Below are 16937 nucleotides of genomic sequence, written 5' to 3'. Positions count from 1 at the left end.
CGTGACTTTGGAGAAACCACCGTCGATGACAATGCAAGGGGAACGTCTCGACGCCGTGGTCGTAGAGGCCGCAGCCGGGGACCGGAATGCGCTTCGGGAGGTGCTGGAGACCATCCGTCCAATCGTCGTCCGATACTGCCGCGCGCGGGTCGGCACCGTCGAGCGGAGCGGGTTGTCCGCGGACGACGTGGCTCAGGAGGTGTGCTTGGCCACCATAACGGCGCTACCGCGCTACCGAGACCGAGGCCGCCCATTCCTGGCCTTCCTGTACGGCATCGCGGCCCACAAGGTCGCCGACGCCCATCGCGCAGCGGGCCGCGATCTGGCCTATCCGGCCGAAGAGGTACCCGAACGCCGTTCCCATGACGCCGGTCCCGAACAACGGGCCATCGAAGCCGATTCGGTCACCCGGATGAACGAACTGCTGGAAATTCTTCCGGCCAAACAACGCGAAATCCTGATTCTGCGCGTTGTGGTCGGGCTGAGCGCCGAAGAGACGGCCGCTGCTGTCGGCAGCACCACCGGAGCGGTCCGGGTGGCTCAGCACCGCGCCCTTCAACGGTTGAAGGACGAAATCGTCGCGGCAGGTGATTATGCGTAACTACAGATCCGACTTCAGCCGAGGTGACCGGCCCGCCCTGGACGCGGTGGCACAGACCGACCTGCTGCTGGACGCCTTGGCCGCCCGCACCGAGGCGGGAGTCGAGGACTTCGAATGCCTCGAAGACGAGGCCTTGGTCGAATTGCTGGGCGAGTGGCGCGATGACCTGCGGTGGCCGCCGGCCAGCGCGCTGGTCTCCCAGGACGAAGCCGAAGCGGCGCTGCGGCACGGAATCCTGGAGCGCCGCGGGGGCCGGCGCGGACTGGCCGCGGTCGGTTCGGTGGCCGCAACGCTATTGGCGCTCAGCGGGTTCGGGGCGGTAATCGCCGACGCCAAACCCGGCGACCTGCTGTACGGGCTGCACGCCATGATGTTCAACGAGCCCAGGGTCAGCGATGACCAGATCGCGCTGTCCGCCAAGGCTGATCTGGCCAAGGCCGAACAGATGATCGCCGAGGGCCAGTGGGACCAGGCGCAGACCCAGCTGGCCGAAGTCAGCAGCACATTGCGCGGCGTCAACGACGGCAGCCGCAGGCAGGGATTGTTGGCCGAGCTGGACCAGCTCAACACCAAGGTCGAACAACGTGCCCCGAAGGCCTCCCGGCCCGCGTCGCCGCCGGCCAACTCGCCGACGCCGATCCCGACTACGACGCCACAGCCGACCACGACCGCGCCGGTGCCGTCGTCCACACCGACCGCGACCGTGCCGGCGACAACCGCGCCGACGACGACCGTGCCGACGACGACTGTGCCGACAACGACTGTGCCGGCTCCGGTGACCAGCACGCCACCGTCACCGACCGACAACCCGACGCCGTCGTCGAAAACGCGGCATCGGCATCGGCACTCGACGACACCAAGTGAAATTCCGGACCCGCCGACGACACCCTAGAGGTGGCGGCGGAAACCGTCGGCGTCTGACGTCGCCTCGTTGAGCGAGGCATCGGCATAACCGCGGCAGTAATCCCACGTGACGTAGGCGTCCGGTTCGGGGTCGTACGCCGGCTCGTGCGGGCGGACGGTGCCGTCGATGAGCAGTTGCAGCAGGTTGGCACGCAGCATGTCCCAGTCGTGGTAGTGATCCTGCTGACATTCGTCGCAGCACACCACGAGTCCGCGAATCCCCTTGTGCGCCAGCAGTGCTTCATACACCGCCAGGTCGGCCAGGTCCGCCTCGACGGCCATCCGCTCTTGTTGATCGAGAGGTTGACCGGGCTCTACGGCCTCCAGCGCCGCCGACGGGTCCAATGGGTCGTCGGCAAAGGGATCGGGCGGCAAACCCGGCGGAAGGTGGTCGCGCACTCCCACAGCCTACGCAGCAGGGCAGGGATTACGCCAGAAATTGCCGAGGCGTGCCGCGCGGCCACCAGCTGGTGGTGCGCCACGCAGATGCCGTGAGCCGGGCGGGGTCCAAGAGCCGATAGGATGAGCCTTTCCACCCAAGCATGCATTTGGAGGGCCTTGCCGATGTCCCGTGGCATGTCCGGCCTCGAAGACAGTTCCGACCTGGTCGGAAGCCCCTACGTGCGGGTTGGCGGTCTGGCCGGGGACTCGGTGCCGACCGGTGGTGACGACCCGCACAAGATCGCGATGCTCGGGCTGACCTTCGACGACGTCCTGCTGCTGCCGGCGGCCTCCGACGTGGTGCCCGGCACCGCCGACACCGCCAGCCAGCTCACCAAGAAGATCCGGCTCAAGGTGCCGCTGGTCAGTTCCGCGATGGACACCGTCACCGAGTCGCGTATGGCCATTGCGATGGCCCGCGCCGGTGGCATGGGCGTGCTGCACCGCAACCTGCCGGTCGCTGAACAGGCCGGTCAGGTCGAGATGGTCAAGCGGTCCGAGGCCGGCATGGTCACCGACCCCGTCACGTGCCGGCCCGACAACACGTTGGCCCAGGTCGACGCGCTGTGTGCCCGGTTCCGGATATCCGGCCTGCCCGTCGTCAACGACGACGGCGCCCTGGTCGGGATCATCACCAACCGGGACATGCGGTTCGAGGTGGATCAGAACAAACAGGTCGCTGAAGTGATGACCAAGTCCCCGCTGATCACCGCCCAGGAGGGCGTCAGCGCGTCCGCGGCGCTTGGCCTGTTGCGCCGCAACAAGATCGAGAAGCTGCCCATCGTCGACGGCCACGGCCGGCTGACCGGGCTGATCACCGTCAAGGACTTCGTCAAGACCGAACAACACCCGTTGGCCACCAAGGACAGCGACGGCCGACTGCTGGTGGGCGCGGCGGTGGGCGTCGGCGGGGACGCCTGGGTGCGGGCGATGATGCTGGTGGACGCCGGGGTCGACGTGCTGGTGGTCGACACCGCGCACGCGCACAACCGGCTGGTGCTGGACATGGTCAACAAGCTCAAGCTCGAGGTGGGCGACCGGGTGGAAGTGGTAGGCGGCAACGTCGCCACCCGATCGGCGGCCGCAGCGCTGGTCGATGCCGGTGCCGACGCGGTGAAGGTGGGCGTGGGGCCGGGCTCGATCTGCACCACCCGGGTGGTGGCCGGCGTCGGCGCGCCACAAATCACGGCGATTCTGGAGGCGGTCGCGGTGTGCTCACCCGCCGGCGTCCCGGTGATCGCCGACGGCGGGCTGCAGTACTCCGGCGATATCGCCAAGGCGCTGGCCGCCGGCGCGTCGACGGCGATGCTGGGCTCGCTGCTGGCCGGAACCGCCGAGGCTCCCGGTGACCTGATTTTCGTCAACGGCAAGCAGTACAAGAGTTACCGGGGCATGGGGTCGCTGGGCGCCATGCAGGGACGCGGGGGCGGCAAGTCCTACTCCAAGGACCGCTATTTCGCCGACGACGCACTGTCCGAGGACAAGTTGGTACCCGAAGGCATCGAGGGCCGGGTGCCGTTCCGCGGCCCGCTTGGCTCGGTCATCCATCAGCTCACCGGTGGCCTGCGGGCGGCGATGGGCTACACCGGCTCGCCCAGCATCGAGGTGCTGCAGCAGGCGCAGTTCGTCCGGATCACGCCGGCGGGACTGAAGGAAAGCCATCCGCACGACGTCGCCATGACGGTCGAAGCCCCCAACTACTACGCGCGGTGAGCAGCGAACAGGCCATGGTCGAGATCGGCATGGGCCGCAACGCCCGTCGTACCTATGAACTCAGTGAGATCAACATCGTGCCGTCGCGGCGCACGCGTTCGTCGCAGGACGTGTCCACGGCGTGGCAGCTGGACGCGTACCGGTTCGAGATCCCGGTCCTGGCGCACCCGACCGACGCGCTGGTGTCCCCGGAGTTCGCCATCGAGCTGGGCCGGCTCGGCGGTCTGGGAGTGCTCAACGGGGAAGGGCTGATCGGGCGGCACGCCGACGTGCCGGCCAAGATCGCGCAGCTGGTGGAGGCTGCCAGCAAGGAGCCCGAACCGGCCGCGGCGATCCGGCTGCTGCAGGAACTGCACGCCGCGCCGCTGGATCCGGACCTGCTCGGCGCGGCGGTGGCCCGCATCCGCGAAGCCGGAGTGACGACGGCGGTACGGGTCAGCCCGCAGAACGCCCAGGCGCTGACTCCGGTGCTGGTGCAGGCCGGCATCGACCTGCTGGTCATCCAGGGCACCATCGTCTCGGCCGAGCGCGTGGCCCGCGACGGCGAACCGTTGAACCTCAAGAGCTTCATCTCCGAACTCGACATCCCGGTGGTCGCCGGGGGCGTGCAGGACCACCGCACCGCATTGCACCTGATGCGTACCGGTGCGGCCGGCGTGATCGTCGGCTACGGCGCGACCAGGGGAGTGACCACCACCGATGAGGTGCTGGGCATCAGCGTGTCGATGGCAACCGCGATCGCCGATGCGGCTGCCGCGCGGCGCGAATATCTCGACGAGACCGGCGGGCGCTACGTGCACGTGCTGGCCGACGGCGACATCCACAACTCCGGTGAGCTGGCCAAGGCGATCGCGTGCGGCGCTGACGCCGTGGTGCTGGGCACTCCGCTGTCCGAGGCCGCCGAGGCGCTGGGTGAGGGCTGGTTCTGGCCGTCGGCCGCCGCGCATCCGTCGCTGCCGCGTGGGGCGTTGCTGCAGATCGCCCTGGGCGAACGCCCGCCGCTGGAACGGGTCCTCAACGGACCGTCGGACGACCCGTTCGGCACCCTGAATCTGGTTGGTGGGTTGCGCCGCGCGATGGCCAAAGCCGGCTACTGCGACCTCAAGGAGTTCCAGAAGGTCGGTCTGACGGTGGCCGGCTGACCGCCCCCACTTAGGGGTGGCTTACTGGCTACGTCTGTGTAAAGCCGGTCATACTGCAGCAATGAAGCCGGATTACGACGTCCTCATCATCGGTTCGGGTTTCGGCGGCAGCGTCAGCGCGTTACGCCTCACCGAGAAGGGGTACCGGGTGGGCGTGCTGGAGGCCGGCCGCCGCTACGAAGACGACCAGTTCGCCAAAACCTCCTGGGACCTGCGCAAGTTCCTGTGGGCGCCCCGGTTGGGGTGCTACGGCATTCAGCGCATCCACCCTCTGAAAAACGTGCTGATCCTGGCCGGCGCCGGGGTGGGCGGGGGTTCGCTGAACTACGCCAACACCCTGTACATCCCGCCGGACCCGTTCTTCAACGACCAGCAGTGGAAACACATCACCGACTGGCGCGACGAACTGATGCCGCACTACCAGCAGGCCCAACGGATGCTGGGCGTGGTCTACAACCCGACCTTCACCGACGCCGACCGGATCGTCAAAGAAGTCGCCGACGAGATGGGGTGCGGCGACACCTGGGTGCCCACCCCGGTCGGGGTGTTCTTCGGTCCGGACGGGGAGAAGGCGCCGGGCGTGACGGTGCCCGACCCGTTCTTCGGGGGTGCCGGGCCGGCCCGCACCGGATGCCTGGAGTGCGGATGCTGCATGACCGGTTGCCGGCACGGGGCCAAGAACACGTTGCTGAAGAACTATCTCGCGTTGGCCGAATCGGCTGGCACCGAAGTGATTCCGATGACGACGGTGAAAGGTTTCGAGCAACGCCCCGACGGGTTGTGGGAAGTCAAGACCGTCCGCACCGGCAGCTGGCTGCGCCGGGACCGCCGCACCTACACCGCGGAGCACCTGATCTTGGCGGCCGGCACCTGGGGCACCCAGCATCTGCTGTTCAACATGCGCGACAAGGGCAAACTGCCCAAGCTGTCCGACCGGCTGGGGGTGCTCACCCGGACCAACTCCGAGTCGATCGTCGGCGCGGCGACCTTGACGGTGAACCCGGACCTGGATCTGACGCACGGCGTGGCGATCACGTCGTCGATCCACCCGACGGCGGACACCCACGTCGAGCCGGTCCGCTACGGCAAGGGCTCCAACGCGATGGGGTTGCTGCAGACGTTGATGACCGACGGCAGCGGACCCGAGGGCACCGATGTACCGCGCTGGCGCCAGCTGCTGGACCAGGCCCGCGAGGATCCGCGCAGGATGTTGCGGCTGCTCTATCCCAAGGAGTGGAGTGAGCGCACCATGATCGCCTTGGTGATGCAGCACTTGGACAACTCGATCACCACGTTCACCAAGCGCGGCAAGCTCGGTATTCGCTGGTTCTCCAGCAAGCAGGGCCACGGCGAGCCGAACCCCAGCTGGATTCCGGTGGGCAACGAGGTGACCCGGCGCATCGCCGAGAAGATCGACGGGGTGGCGGGCGGTACCTGGGGCGAGTTGTTCAACATCCCGCTCACCGCCCACTTCCTGGGCGGTGCGGCGATCGGCGACAGCCCCGCCAACGGTGTCATCGACCCCTATCACCGCGTCTACGGTTACCCGACGATGTACGTCGTCGACGGGGCGGCGATCTCGGCGAACCTGGGCGTCAACCCGTCGTTGTCGATCACCGCACAGGCTGAGCGGGCGGCGTCGCTGTGGCCGAACAAGGGCCAGCAGGACCTGCGGCCACTGCAGGGCGACGACTACCGGCGCTTGGACCCGATCGAGCCGGAGCACCCGGTGGTGCCCGCCGATGCGCCCGGCGCGCTGCGCTGGTTGCCGATCGAGCCGGTCGGCAAGACGGGCTGACTAACCAGCCAAAGCCAACGGTGCACCGTTGAGCACCCGACTGCGTTGCCCGTGCACGTCGACGGGCACGTCGCCCATCAGGGTGACCCGGTGCATCAGCCGGTACTGGTCGTCGTAGTCGTCGACGGCTCGGTGCTGGGTGGCCCGGTTGTCCCAGATGGCTACGTCGCCGGGGGCCCAGTTCCACCGAATGGTGTTCTCGGGCATGGTGATTCGCCGCTGCAGCAGCTCGAACAGCGCGCTCGACTCCTGGCTGTCCAGGTCGACGAAGCGGCGCACGAAGTCGCCCGCGACCAGGGTGCGTTCACCGGTCTCGGGATGTACCCGCACCACCGGGTGCTCGGTCTGGAAATCGGGTGCTTCGAACACCTGCCGGAACGCTCGTTGGGCGTCGCTCAGTGCAGTCTGCACGTAGTCGTAGCGGTTGGTGTGCAGCGCCCACAGGTTGTCGACCAGACACTTCAGCGGTTGCGGCAACTCGGAGTACGCGGTGGCGGTATTGGCCCACAGTGTCGACCCGCCGTAGTCGGGCAGCGTGACCGCGCGCAGGATCGAGGCCGCCGGGTAGTTGGCCGCGAAGGTGACGTCGGTGTGCCAGCGGTTGGCCTTGCCGAACTCGGAGTTGATCGGCGTGATCACCGGCGCGTCGGCTGCGAAGGCGGCGGCCGCAGGGTGGCCGATCGGGGTGCCCAGCAGTGCCGCGAACTCCAGCTGCCCCTGATCTTCGAGGTGGTGCTGGTCGCGGAAGAAGATCACTTTGTGGGTGAGCAGCGCGGCGCGGATCTGTGCCACGGCGCCGGGGGTGAGGTCGCCGTCGAGGCGCACGTCGCTGATCTCGGCGCCGATGCGGCTGCCCAGCTTCTGCACGGTCATTTGGTTCGTCATGGTCGTCCTTTGGTGGAAATGTTGTAGTCAACTGACTACGTAATGCTGAGTGTAGTCAAGTGACTACGGCCCTGCAAGGTTTAATGTAGACGGGTGACTACGCGGGCGGCCGGGCCGGAGCGCGGCGGCATTCCCACGGGCCGGGAAGAGGTCGCGGCGGCGGTGCTGCAAGCGGCGGCCGATCTGTTCGCCGAGCGCGGTCCGGCCGCGACCTCGATCCGTGACATCGCTGCCCGGTCAAAGGTCAACCACGGGTTGGTTTTTCGCCACTTCGGGGCCAAAGACCAATTGGTCAGTGCCGTGCTGGACTACCTGGGCGCAGACCTGACCAGGCTGCTGCAGGCTCAGGCGCCCCCGGCGGACATCGAACGCGCTCTCGACCGTCAGACCCGGGTGTGGGCGCGCACCCTGCTCGACGGGTATCAGGCCGAGCAGTTGCAGATGCGATTTCCCAACGTCGCACCACTGCTCGACCACGCGCTGAGTCGGCACGACGAGGAATCGGACGCACGGTTGGGTGTCGCCAATGCCCTTGCCCTGCAATTAGGTTGGCGGCTTTTCGAACCGATGCTGCGCTCGGCCACCGGACTCGAGGACCTCCCCGACGCCGATCTGCGGCAATCGGTGACCGCCGAGTCCGCGCGGTTGATCGAACCGCACTGACGTAGGGTAGGCGGGTGGCGATGGCTTCGGGGGGTGCCAGGCTGAGCGGCGACGTCCGGACGCTGATTCTGACCGACAACGTCCACGCCCACGCGGTGGCGGTGGAATTACAACGACGCCACCCCGGTATCGACGTGTACCAGTCGCAGCATGGCCGGTTGCCCGGCGTTGAGCGACTGAATGTGGTGGACCAGGCCAACGACGTCGTCGACCGGTACGACCTGTTGCTTTCCCTGCACTGCAAACAGAAGTTCCCTGCCGACCTGATCGAGCGGATCAGGTGTGTGAACGTGCACCCGGGTCTCAATCCCTACAACCGCGGTTGGTACCCGCAGGTGTTCTCGCTGATCAATGGGTTGCCAGTCGGCGTCACCATGCACGAGATCGACGAGGAATTGGACCACGGCCCGATCATTGCCCAACAGGAATGCAAGATCGAACCGTGGGATACCTCGGGCACGGTCTACGCCCGACTGATGGACATCGAGCGAGAGTTGGTGCTCGAGCACTTCGGCGCTGTCCGCGACGGTAGCTACCAGACCACGCCGCCGCCGGTCGAAGGCAACCTCAATTACAAGAAGGACTTCGAAAGACTCCGGCAGTTGGACCTGGCCGAGGAGGGCACCTTCGGCGATCTTCTGAACCGCCTGCGTGCGTTGACCCACGATGAGTTCCGCAATGCGTGGTTTCTCGACGGGTCGGGTCGCAAGGTGTACGTTCGCGTCGTTCTCGAACCCGAGCATCTCTGACGCAGCGCTGCAGACCCGGCCGGCGCGGCAGCATTATGTTAGCCTTACCTAATTTGCCGTGGCCGGTCGCTGTCAGGGATAGGGGTGGATTGCATGCCGCACACCGTCGACATGGTGTTCGTCGGCAGTGGGATCGCCTGCTCCATGACCCTGCTGGAAATGGCACAGGGCCTGCTGGACGGTCCGCCACCCCCCGCCAGGCTGCGCATAGCAGTGATCGAACGTGACCAACAGCTGTGGTGCGGAATCCCGTACGGGCGGCGCACCAGCGTTCGCTCGCTCGCCATCCAGCAGCTGGATGAGTTCATCGCCGAGCCGGAGCGTTCGGCGTACATCGCGTGGCTGCAATCCAACAAGTCGCGCTGGCTGAGCGCGTTTTGCGCCGACGGAGGCGATGCGGCGAAACGCTGGTTGCGCGACAACGGCGAAGCTGTGGAAGCCAACCGATGGGGCGAGCTCTATCTGCCCCGGCATGTCTTCGGCGTGTTCATCGCCGAGCAGGTCGAACGTGCCATCGCCGCGCTGGATGAGCGCGGACTGGCCGTGGTGGAAACCGTCCGCGCCGAAGCGGTCGGTATCCGGTCGGTGGACGGCCGCTACCGGGTCGAGCTGAACCCCCTCGGGCACGGTCCGGCCCGGCTCGAGGCCGACCGAGTGGTGTTAGCGACCGGCAGCCCGTTGACCAGGACGATCGTTGGTTGCGACGCCAACCAGCCGTTCACTTACATCAACGACCTCTACCTTCCCGATGAGGACGCCACGCTGCTGCGGGTGCGAGAAGCTCTCGATGGCGTCGAAGTGCCCGCGCAGCGCAACGTGTTGATCGTGGGGTCGAATGCCACGTCGCTCGAGGCCCTCTACCTGATGCGCCACGATGCGTCCATCCGCGAACGGGTCAGCTCCATCACCGTGATCTCCCGCTCCGGCGTGCTGCCCTACCAAATCTGCGATGGGTCAACAGACTTCGACTTTGCGCAACTGAACGCACTGTTGTCGGAACAAGTCGTTACCGCGGCGGAGCTGATGGGTGCGATCAGCGCGGATCTGGCGACGGCGGCGGCAAGGTCAATGAACCTGGCCGATCTCTACCACGGCGTGGACGCCTTGCTGGTGCAGGCTTTGACGAAGATGGACGCGATGCAGCAGGAAGAATTCTTCTGTGTGCACGGGATGAACTACACCAAGCTGGTGCGACGGGCGGGGCGCGATTGTCGAATGGCCGCAACGGAATTGGCCGCTGCCGGACAGCTGGCCATGCTCGCCGGGGAAGTGTTGCGGGTCGATGCGCGCGCCGCCGGCCGGGCCGTCGTGCGTTATCGGGACGCCGACGGCGAGCACACCCACCCTGTGGAGTTCGCCGTGGTGGTCAATTGCGGTGGCTTCGAGGAACTCGACAGCTGTTCCTCACCCTTGCTTGTCAGTGCGATGCAGAACGGGATCTGCCGGCCCAACCGCACCAACCGCGGCGTGCTCGTCAACGACGATTTCGAGGCCGCACAGAACTTCTACGTCATCGGCCCGTTGATCGGCGGCAACTTCAACCCCAGGCTCCGCTTCTGGCATGTGGAAAGTGCACCCCGGATCCGTTCGTTGGCGAAATCGTTGGCCGCTGTGCTGCTCGCGTCGCTGCGCGCGGCTGCCGATCTGGCGGACTCACTGGTGTGAGCAGAGCACACGACGTTGGACGGGTCATCCGCGGACTGCTGTACCGGGGACCCGGCGAATGCAACCTGTGTGGGGCGCGGGTCCGGTTCACGAGCATCAGCCGCCAACTCGGCCGAACGCTGGCCGAATACGAATTCAGTTATGCCTTAGACGATTTCGAGACCCTTAATCACCGCGACTACCTCTGCCCGCTGTGTGGTGCGTCTGATCGCGACCGGCTCTACAAACTGTACGTCGACCGCTTCCTGCAGCCTGATGGACTGAGGCGGATCGTCGACTTCGCCCCTGCGCCTTCGTTGTCGGCCTACTTGCGCGGTCGCTCCGACCTGCAGTATCGCACCGCAGACCTGATGATGTCGGACGTGGATGATGTCGTTGACATCATGGACATGACGGCCTATGTGGAGGGCGAATTCGATTTTTTCATCTGTTCGCATGTCCTCGAACATGTTCCGGACGATGGCCGCGCCCTGGCTGAGCTCTACCGGATCCTTGCGCCCGGTGGCCGGGGCATCGTGATGACCCCGGTGCTGCCCGACGGCAGCTTTGACGAGGATCCCACGGTAAGCGACGAACGGGAGCGATGGCGCCGCTTCGCCCAGGGCGACCACCTGCGTCTCTACGACCGATCAACGCTGTGCGCCCGAATTCGCCGCTGCGGCTTCGAGCTATCGGAGCTCGACCGCAACACCTTCGGCGATGAGACCTTCGCTCGACACGGTTTGGCGCTCAGCTCCGTGCTCTACGTGGTGCGGAAGCCGGCGATCGCCACCCGCTGACGGCGGTGCGGGTCAGCGAACAGTACGTCGCCGCGGGTTGATGCGGGCAGAGTAAGTGCGCGCATTCTTCTGCAACAGGGCCAAATTGTTCTGCAGTCTGTGCTCGATTCGCCTCAACGGCGTGTGATTCCAACGGTGTTGAAAAGACAGCATGGCTAACCGCGGGTGGTTGGCGATGGATTCCAGGAGAACGGCGCGCCCCGCGTCGCCCGGCACTCTTGCCATTTCGGCAAAAATGATGTCGGCGACTCGGCCAATGATCTGTTCGTACTCGCGGTTGTCGGGAAACAGATCGAGCATTGCCTCCACCGTCGCCGCCATGCCCCGGCCACGCGTCTCCCAGAATTTCTGACGGTTGCGGTCGGCGTCGTACCAAATACCTTGGGAATGGCGCCGATACACCGCCATAGTCTCGGGCAGCATCGCGATCTCGCCGTCGAGCGCGTGCAGTACGTGCAGATACCAGTCGATCGGCATGATGTCACGCGGCAGGTGGTAGTCATCTCGGCGGCGGTACATCACCGAGTTGGTCTGGATGAAATTTCCCGCCAGCAGCGCGCCCATGCTCAGGTTGCGACGTCGAAGCAGTGGCGGAAAGACTGAATCCGGCGTTTCGTCGTCGTGGATGACCAGCACCGGATGGAAGCAGACAGATACTTCTGGATGCAGGTCGAGGAAGGAGGCCTGTTTGGTGACTTTCTGCGGGTCAGTCCAGAAGTCGTCACCCTCGCACAGTGCGAGGTATTCACCCCGCGCGGCTGACAGAGTTTGCGCGAAGTTCGCGTGGATCCCGATGTTCTCCGGTCGAAGGATCGGCCGAATAAGGTCAGGGTAGCGGTCGGCGTATTCCTGAATGATTGCCGGAGTCGCGTCCGTAGAGGCGTCGTCGGCAACAATGACTTCGATGGGGAAATCGGCCTTTTGAGCGACGAAGCCGTCGAGCGCCTCGCGAATGTACGCTTCGTGATTGTAGGTGACCGACACCACGCTGACTTTGGGGATCACCTCAGCCACCGTGCGTCAGCCCTTCCTGGGCGGCTGCGATCACCCGCGCAACATCGTTGTCGGCCATGTAGTCGTGGACCGGCAACGACACGATTCGCGAACAGACGTCCGCGGTGACCGGTAGCTCTGTCGACGCGACCAGTTCGGCGTTCTGCACGAAATACGGATGCAGGTGTTGCGGCGGGTTGTAGTAGTCGCGCGCCCGAATCGCATACCTGCGCATGCTCGCCATGACGGCATGTTTCTGATCGGCGGACTCGCAGCAGGCGCTGGCGAAACAAAGGGCGGACGCCTCGGCGTTCTGCTGGAACTGCATGCCGAGGTGATCGAGTTCGGAGCGATAACTCCGCAGGACCTCGCGCCGACTCTGCAGCCGGTGGTCGAGCCCGACGAGTTGGCGCAATCCGATCGCAGCGCTGATCTCCTGCAGCTTGGCGTTGATCCCGAGCTGGCCGGACTTTCGCGCCTTGCCGAAACCGAAGTTCTGAAAGTTGTACGCCTGCTCGACGATTCGCGGGTCGCGGGATACCAGTGCCCCGCCTTCACCGACCGCGAACGGTTTGGTGGCGTGCAGCGAAAAGATTTCGCAGGAGCCGCGTCCGCCGACAGAGGTGCCGTCCGGGTAGGCGGATCCGAGTCCGGCGGCCGAGTCGATGACCATCGGGAGGTCCCACTCCCCGGCGAGCGCTTCCCACGCGCCGACGTGTGGGTTTCCGACGCCGAACACGTTGGCCAGCACGATTCCCGCGATTTTGTCGCGGTGGCGTTCGAGCACCGCGTGTGCCGAGCGCGTGCACGGTTGCCAGGTCTGGGGGTCGATGTCGATGAACCAGGGACGGTAGCCGGTCCACAGTGCGGACTGGGCCACCCCCACAAAAGTGAATGACGGCATCAGCACATAACGCTCTTGGGTGCCCGGCCCGAAAGTCAGGTGCATGGCGGCGATCAGTGCCATGGTGCCGTTCGCCAGCGTTGCGACGTGCAGGTCGGGGCCGAGGTAGTCGCCCAGGGCGCGGGCAAACTGCTGCTCCTTGGGGCCGAAATTGGTGTACCAGTTGGCGTGGGCGATCTGTTCGAAATCCTCGGCAAGTTCGGCCGGTCCCGGAAAGCTGGGACGGATGAAGGGGATTTCGGGTAACCCGGAGTCCGCCCGCGGAGTCGATCCGGAGCGGGGGCCCGCGGCGCGGGCTGCAGACAACCGGGTCAGCACCAAGCCGTGAAACGTGCGTATTCGTGAGTATGCAGATGTCAAGTCGTCTACCAGACAGGTTCGGGTCAGGCGCAAGAAATCGGTCGATTTGAGGCTAGCCTAACCTATTGCTGGCTGTCACATCGCAGTATCAAACAGAGGCCAAACGCATACGTTTGGAATGGAATATGGCTGGTTGAGACTACCGGCATGAGGTTACGTCGTTGCGGTCCTGGTCAGCGACCGCCGGTGCAGCGGCTCCCGGCCCGGCGGCTGCGGCGGCGGGGGCAGCAGCGCTTCACGCTCGCGCACCGGGAAGGTTTTGGTCTCTTCGGTACTCAGGGTGACGTCCTCGCCGGCGTGTTGGATCTTCAGCTCGGAGTGCGGCCCGTCGCGCAACGTGTAGGTGACATTCTCGTGGTCGGCATCCACGGTCACCCGAAAACCTTTCCAGCGCAACCGGAATCGCAGTCGGGAGATGCCGTCGGGTAGCTGGGGGTCCAGCGACATCACGCCCTCGTCGTCGCGCAACCCGCCGAAACCGATGACCAGCGCCATCCACGCGCCGGCCAACGACGCCATGTGCAGGCCGTCACGGGTGTTCTGGTGCAGGTCGCGCAGGTCGATCAGAGCGGCCTCGTAGGCATAGTCGTGCGCCAGTTCCAGGTGCCCGACCTCTGCGCACATCACCGCCTGCGTGCAGGCCGACAACGACGAATCGCGCACGGTGCGGCGCTCGTAGTAGTCGACGTTGCGGGCTTTCTGCTCTGCGGTGAAAGCGTGGCTCTGCCACTGCATGGCCAGCACCAGGTCGGCCTGTTTGATCACCTGAGCGGGGTAGATCTTGACGTAGGCCTCGTGCAGCAGCAACGGGTAGGTGGCGTTTTCCTCGAAGTCCCATTCGGCGAAAGTGGTGAAACCTTCGCACTGCTGGTGCACGCCCAGTTCCTCGTCGTACGGGATGTGCACGGAATCTGCGGCATCGCGCCAGGTCGCCATTTCTTCGGTGGTGACCCCCATTCCGGCCGACTTGTCCGGGTGGCGCTTGGCGGCGTCGGCGGCGATGCGCAGGTTGTTGGCCGCCATCAGGTTGGTGAACACGTTGTCGCGCACAATCGCGGTGTACTCATCGGGACCCGTGACCCCGTCCAGGTGCCAGACGCCGTTGCGATCGTGGTGTCCCAACGACATCCACAGCCGGGCGGTCTCGATCAGCACCGCCAGCCCGCATTCCTCTTCGAGCGCGTCATCGCCGGTGACCACGCGGTAGCGCTCGAACGCCATCGCGATGTCGGCGTTGATGTGCCAGGCGGCCGTGCCGGCCGGCCAATACGCCGAACACTCCTGACCGCGGATGGTCCGCCACGGGAAGGCGGCGCCGTTCAGGCCGAGTTCGGCCGCGCGCTCCTTGGCCAGGTCCAATGTGGAGGCCCGCCACCGCAGTGCGTCGGCGACGGCGTGCGGGACGGTATAGGTGAGCACCGGCAACACGAAAGCCTCTGTGTCCCAGAAGGCGTGGCCGTCGTAACCCGTGCCGGTGAGCCCCTTGCTGGGGATGGCGCGTCGCTCGGCGCGAGCAGCGGACTGCAGGATGTGGAACATCCCGAACCGCACCGCCTGCTGACTTTCCGGGTCGCCCTCGACCTCCACGTCGGCGGCGTCCCAGAACAGGTCCAGGTAGGCGCGCTGGCCGTCGGCCAGGCCCTCCCAGCCGCTGTAGCGGGCGCTGGTCAGCGCCGCGGCGGCCTGATCGCGCAGCGCCGGCCGGGAGCGCAGGCTGGACCAGCCGTAGGCGAGGTACTTGATGATGCGCAGCTTCTGCCCGGGCCGCAGACCGCAGATGATGGTGACCCGGGCCAGGTCGGCGCGGGCGTCGGTGGTGATCTCGTACCGTCCCTCGACCTCGACTTCGTGGTCCATCGCCGCGGCCATCATCAGCGCGCTGCTGCGCGTCCGGTGCATGAGAATTGCTCTGCAGTCTTTACTTTCGTGATCGACCGCCTCCAACGGGTTTTCCAGGATGGCCGCCACCCGCGGGTCGTCGGAAGTCTGCGGCTGGTCCTCGTTGGTGACCAGTTCGGACTGCACCGTCACCCGGGAGAAGTCGTCGATCGCCTCGACCACGTATTCGATGGCGGCGACGCTGCGGTGCACCAGCGACACCAGCCGGGTGGAGGTCACCTTGACCTGTTTCCCGGTGGGGGAGCGCCAGTGCGCGTAGCGGACCATCGTGCCGGCGCGTAGGTCGAGAACCCTTTCGTGGTCCAGTAATTCGCCGTAGCGAACGTCGAAGGGCTCGTCGTCGACCATCAGCCGGATGATCTTGCCGTTGGTGACGTCGACGACGGTCTGGCCGCCCTCGGGGTATCCGTATCCCGCCTCGGCGTAGGGCAGCGGACGGATTTCGTAGAACGAGTTCAGGTACGTGCCCGGCAAACCGTAGGGCTCGCCTTCGTCGAGGTTGCCGCGTAATCCGATGTGCCCGTTGGACAATGCGAACACCGACTCCGACTGGGCAAGCAGGTTCAGATTGAGCTGGGTCTCGCGAATCTGCCACGGCTCGACGGGAAATGCTTCCTCGGAGATCATGACTGCGCCCCCTCGTCGTCGAGAAGTTCCGCGAGATCGGACACCACCACGTCCGCGCCGTTCTGGCGCAACTCCTCGGCCTGGCCCACTCGGTCCACGCCCACCACGATGCCGAAGTTACCGGCCCGGCCGGCCTGTACCCCGGAGATCGCATCCTCGAACACCGCCGCAGCCTCCGGCTCGACGTCGAGCAACTCGGCTCCGCGCAGATAGGGATCCGGGGCCGGCTTGCCGGTGATGTTCTCCTCACGCAGGGTCACGCCGTCCACCCGTTGCTGCACGAACTGATCCAGCCCGGTGATCTCCAGCACGTCGCGGGTGTTGGCGCTCGATGACACCACCGCGATGGCCAGCCCCGCCTCGGAGACAGCCTCCAGATAACGACGCGAGCCCTCGAACACCTTCACCCCGTCGTCGTGCAGCACCTTCTGGAACATGTCGTTCTTTCTGGTGCCCAGGCCGTACACCGTGTCGGCCTCGCCGGAATCGTCGGGATCACCGTCGGGCAGTTCGATGTCGCGACTCTCGAGAAATGACCGCACTCCGTCTTCGCGCTTCTTGCCGTCCACGTACTCGCGGTAATCGGACTCCGGATCGAACGGCACGAACTCGCCTCCGTCGCGTTCGGCCCGTTCGGACAGGAAAGCGTCGAACATTTCCTTCCAGGCCTTGGTGTGCACGCCGGCGGTGTCGGTGAGCACCCCGTCGAGGTCGAACAGACACGCGCGCACCTTATCGGGCAGACCCAGCACGGGGGATCCTCACTTTCGCAGGAGTTCGGCGCTACCAGTTCACAGGTTGTCGCGCAATTCCGG

At 65.8% G+C, this 16937-nt stretch carries 15 protein-coding genes; 9 read left to right on the top strand and 6 right to left on the bottom strand.

What is annotated here, in order from left to right:
- The first annotated feature begins 25 nt into the window (after positions 1-25).
- Both sigD and AC5Y3Z_RS04190 read left to right on the top strand, forming a co-directional pair.
- Complete coding sequence (gene sigD / locus AC5Y3Z_RS04195) at positions 26-601, top strand: ECF RNA polymerase sigma factor SigD (protein WP_463825909.1); 576 nt, start codon at positions 26-28, stop codon at positions 599-601.
- Positions 594-1493 (top strand): anti-sigma-D factor RsdA, encoded by a 900-nt coding sequence (locus AC5Y3Z_RS04190; protein WP_473139772.1) that lies wholly within the window; start codon positions 594-596, stop codon positions 1491-1493. Before sigD ends, AC5Y3Z_RS04190 begins: the two co-directional genes overlap by 8 nt.
- Here the strand turns inward: AC5Y3Z_RS04190 and AC5Y3Z_RS04185 are convergent.
- A complete protein-coding gene (locus AC5Y3Z_RS04185; RefSeq protein WP_236981250.1) occupies positions 1490-1903 on the bottom strand; it encodes a DUF5319 domain-containing protein in 414 nt (137 codons plus the stop codon). The two genes, AC5Y3Z_RS04190 and AC5Y3Z_RS04185, sit on opposite strands and share 4 nt — an antisense overlap.
- A 165-nt stretch (positions 1904-2068) precedes the next feature.
- On the opposite strand from AC5Y3Z_RS04185, the gene guaB reads away from it, so the two are divergent.
- The 3 genes from guaB to AC5Y3Z_RS04170 all read left to right on the top strand — a co-directional run bounded on the left by guaB (position 2069) and on the right by AC5Y3Z_RS04170 (position 6598).
- Complete coding sequence (gene guaB, locus AC5Y3Z_RS04180; protein WP_463825911.1) at positions 2069-3658, top strand: IMP dehydrogenase; 1590 nt, start codon at positions 2069-2071, stop codon at positions 3656-3658.
- Positions 3659-3672: 14 nt separating this feature from the next.
- Positions 3673-4800, top strand: a complete 1128-nt coding sequence (locus AC5Y3Z_RS04175) for a GuaB3 family IMP dehydrogenase-related protein (protein WP_463825993.1) — start codon at positions 3673-3675, stop codon at positions 4798-4800.
- Positions 4801-4861: 61 nt separating this feature from the next.
- On the top strand, positions 4862-6598 hold the full coding sequence (locus AC5Y3Z_RS04170; protein WP_463825912.1) for a GMC oxidoreductase: 1737 nt from the start codon (positions 4862-4864) through the stop codon (positions 6596-6598).
- Here the strand turns inward: AC5Y3Z_RS04170 and AC5Y3Z_RS04165 are convergent, their stop codons facing one another.
- Complete coding sequence (locus AC5Y3Z_RS04165; RefSeq protein ID WP_473139771.1) at positions 6599-7483, bottom strand: TauD/TfdA dioxygenase family protein; 885 nt, start codon at positions 7481-7483, stop codon at positions 6599-6601.
- A 93-nt stretch (positions 7484-7576) separates the two neighbouring features.
- Here AC5Y3Z_RS04165 and AC5Y3Z_RS04160 point away from each other — a divergent pair, with 93 nt between their 5' ends.
- From AC5Y3Z_RS04160 to AC5Y3Z_RS04145, 4 genes are all read left to right on the top strand, one after another.
- Positions 7577-8146 carry a TetR/AcrR family transcriptional regulator gene (locus AC5Y3Z_RS04160; protein WP_463825914.1) on the top strand — a complete coding sequence of 190 codons (570 nt, stop codon included), beginning with the start codon at positions 7577-7579 and terminating at the stop codon, positions 8144-8146.
- Between the two features lie 20 nt (positions 8147-8166).
- Entirely contained in the window at positions 8167-8895 is a 729-nt protein-coding gene (locus AC5Y3Z_RS04155; RefSeq protein WP_473139803.1) for a dTDP-4-amino-4,6-dideoxyglucose formyltransferase, read from the top strand.
- Between the two features lie 93 nt (positions 8896-8988).
- Positions 8989-10560 (top strand): FAD/NAD(P)-binding protein, encoded by a 1572-nt coding sequence (locus tag AC5Y3Z_RS04150; protein ID WP_473139770.1) that lies wholly within the window; start codon positions 8989-8991, stop codon positions 10558-10560.
- Positions 10557-11339, top strand: a complete 783-nt coding sequence (locus AC5Y3Z_RS04145) for a class I SAM-dependent methyltransferase (protein WP_473139769.1) — start codon at positions 10557-10559, stop codon at positions 11337-11339. The genes AC5Y3Z_RS04150 and AC5Y3Z_RS04145 overlap by 4 nt, the downstream gene beginning before the upstream one ends.
- A gap of 12 nt (positions 11340-11351) precedes the next feature.
- Here AC5Y3Z_RS04145 and AC5Y3Z_RS04140 read toward each other — a convergent pair whose 3' ends face one another.
- The 4 genes from AC5Y3Z_RS04140 to AC5Y3Z_RS04125 all read right to left on the bottom strand — a co-directional run bounded on the left by AC5Y3Z_RS04140 (position 11352) and on the right by AC5Y3Z_RS04125 (position 16874).
- A complete protein-coding gene (locus tag AC5Y3Z_RS04140) occupies positions 11352-12353 on the bottom strand; it encodes a glycosyltransferase (protein ID WP_473139768.1) in 1002 nt (333 codons plus the stop codon).
- Positions 12346-13542, bottom strand: coding sequence for a DegT/DnrJ/EryC1/StrS family aminotransferase (locus tag AC5Y3Z_RS04135; protein ID WP_473139802.1), 1197 nt, complete (start codon positions 13540-13542; stop codon positions 12346-12348). Before AC5Y3Z_RS04135 ends, AC5Y3Z_RS04140 begins: the two co-directional genes overlap by 8 nt.
- Positions 13543-13749: 207 nt before the next feature.
- Positions 13750-16122: a glycoside hydrolase family 65 protein gene (locus AC5Y3Z_RS04130; RefSeq protein WP_463825918.1), complete on the bottom strand. Its 2373-nt coding sequence runs from the start codon at positions 16120-16122 to the stop codon at positions 13750-13752.
- Positions 16119-16874 carry a beta-phosphoglucomutase family hydrolase gene (locus AC5Y3Z_RS04125; RefSeq protein ID WP_473139767.1) on the bottom strand — a complete coding sequence of 252 codons (756 nt, stop codon included), beginning with the start codon at positions 16872-16874 and terminating at the stop codon, positions 16119-16121. Before AC5Y3Z_RS04125 ends, AC5Y3Z_RS04130 begins: the two co-directional genes overlap by 4 nt.
- Between the last annotated feature and the right edge of the window lie 63 nt (positions 16875-16937).

It is taken from the genome of Mycobacterium sp. NGS61 (assembly GCF_059812325.1).
The sequence above is the reverse complement of the archived record's forward strand: the minus strand, read 5'-3'. Positions and strand labels throughout refer to the sequence as shown.

What these genes read in the sequence shown, in the direction of transcription:
- sigD (WP_463825909.1), top strand. Translation starts at nt 26, where the DNA reads ATGACAATGCAAGGGGAACGTCTCGACGCCGTGGTCGTAGAGGCCGCA.
- AC5Y3Z_RS04190 (WP_473139772.1), top strand. Translation starts at nt 594, where the DNA reads ATGCGTAACTACAGATCCGACTTCAGCCGAGGTGACCGGCCCGCCCTG.
- guaB (WP_463825911.1), top strand. Translation starts at nt 2,069, where the DNA reads ATGTCCCGTGGCATGTCCGGCCTCGAAGACAGTTCCGACCTGGTCGGA.
- AC5Y3Z_RS04175 (WP_463825993.1), top strand. Translation starts at nt 3,673, where the DNA reads ATGGTCGAGATCGGCATGGGCCGCAACGCCCGTCGTACCTATGAACTC.
- AC5Y3Z_RS04170 (WP_463825912.1), top strand. Translation starts at nt 4,862, where the DNA reads ATGAAGCCGGATTACGACGTCCTCATCATCGGTTCGGGTTTCGGCGGC.
- AC5Y3Z_RS04165 (WP_473139771.1), bottom strand. Translation starts at nt 7,483, where the DNA reads ATGACGAACCAAATGACCGTGCAGAAGCTGGGCAGCCGCATCGGCGCC.
- AC5Y3Z_RS04155 (WP_473139803.1), top strand. Translation starts at nt 8,167, where the DNA reads ATGGCTTCGGGGGGTGCCAGGCTGAGCGGCGACGTCCGGACGCTGATT.
- AC5Y3Z_RS04150 (WP_473139770.1), top strand. Translation starts at nt 8,989, where the DNA reads ATGCCGCACACCGTCGACATGGTGTTCGTCGGCAGTGGGATCGCCTGC.
- AC5Y3Z_RS04130 (WP_463825918.1), bottom strand. Translation starts at nt 16,122, where the DNA reads ATGATCTCCGAGGAAGCATTTCCCGTCGAGCCGTGGCAGATTCGCGAG.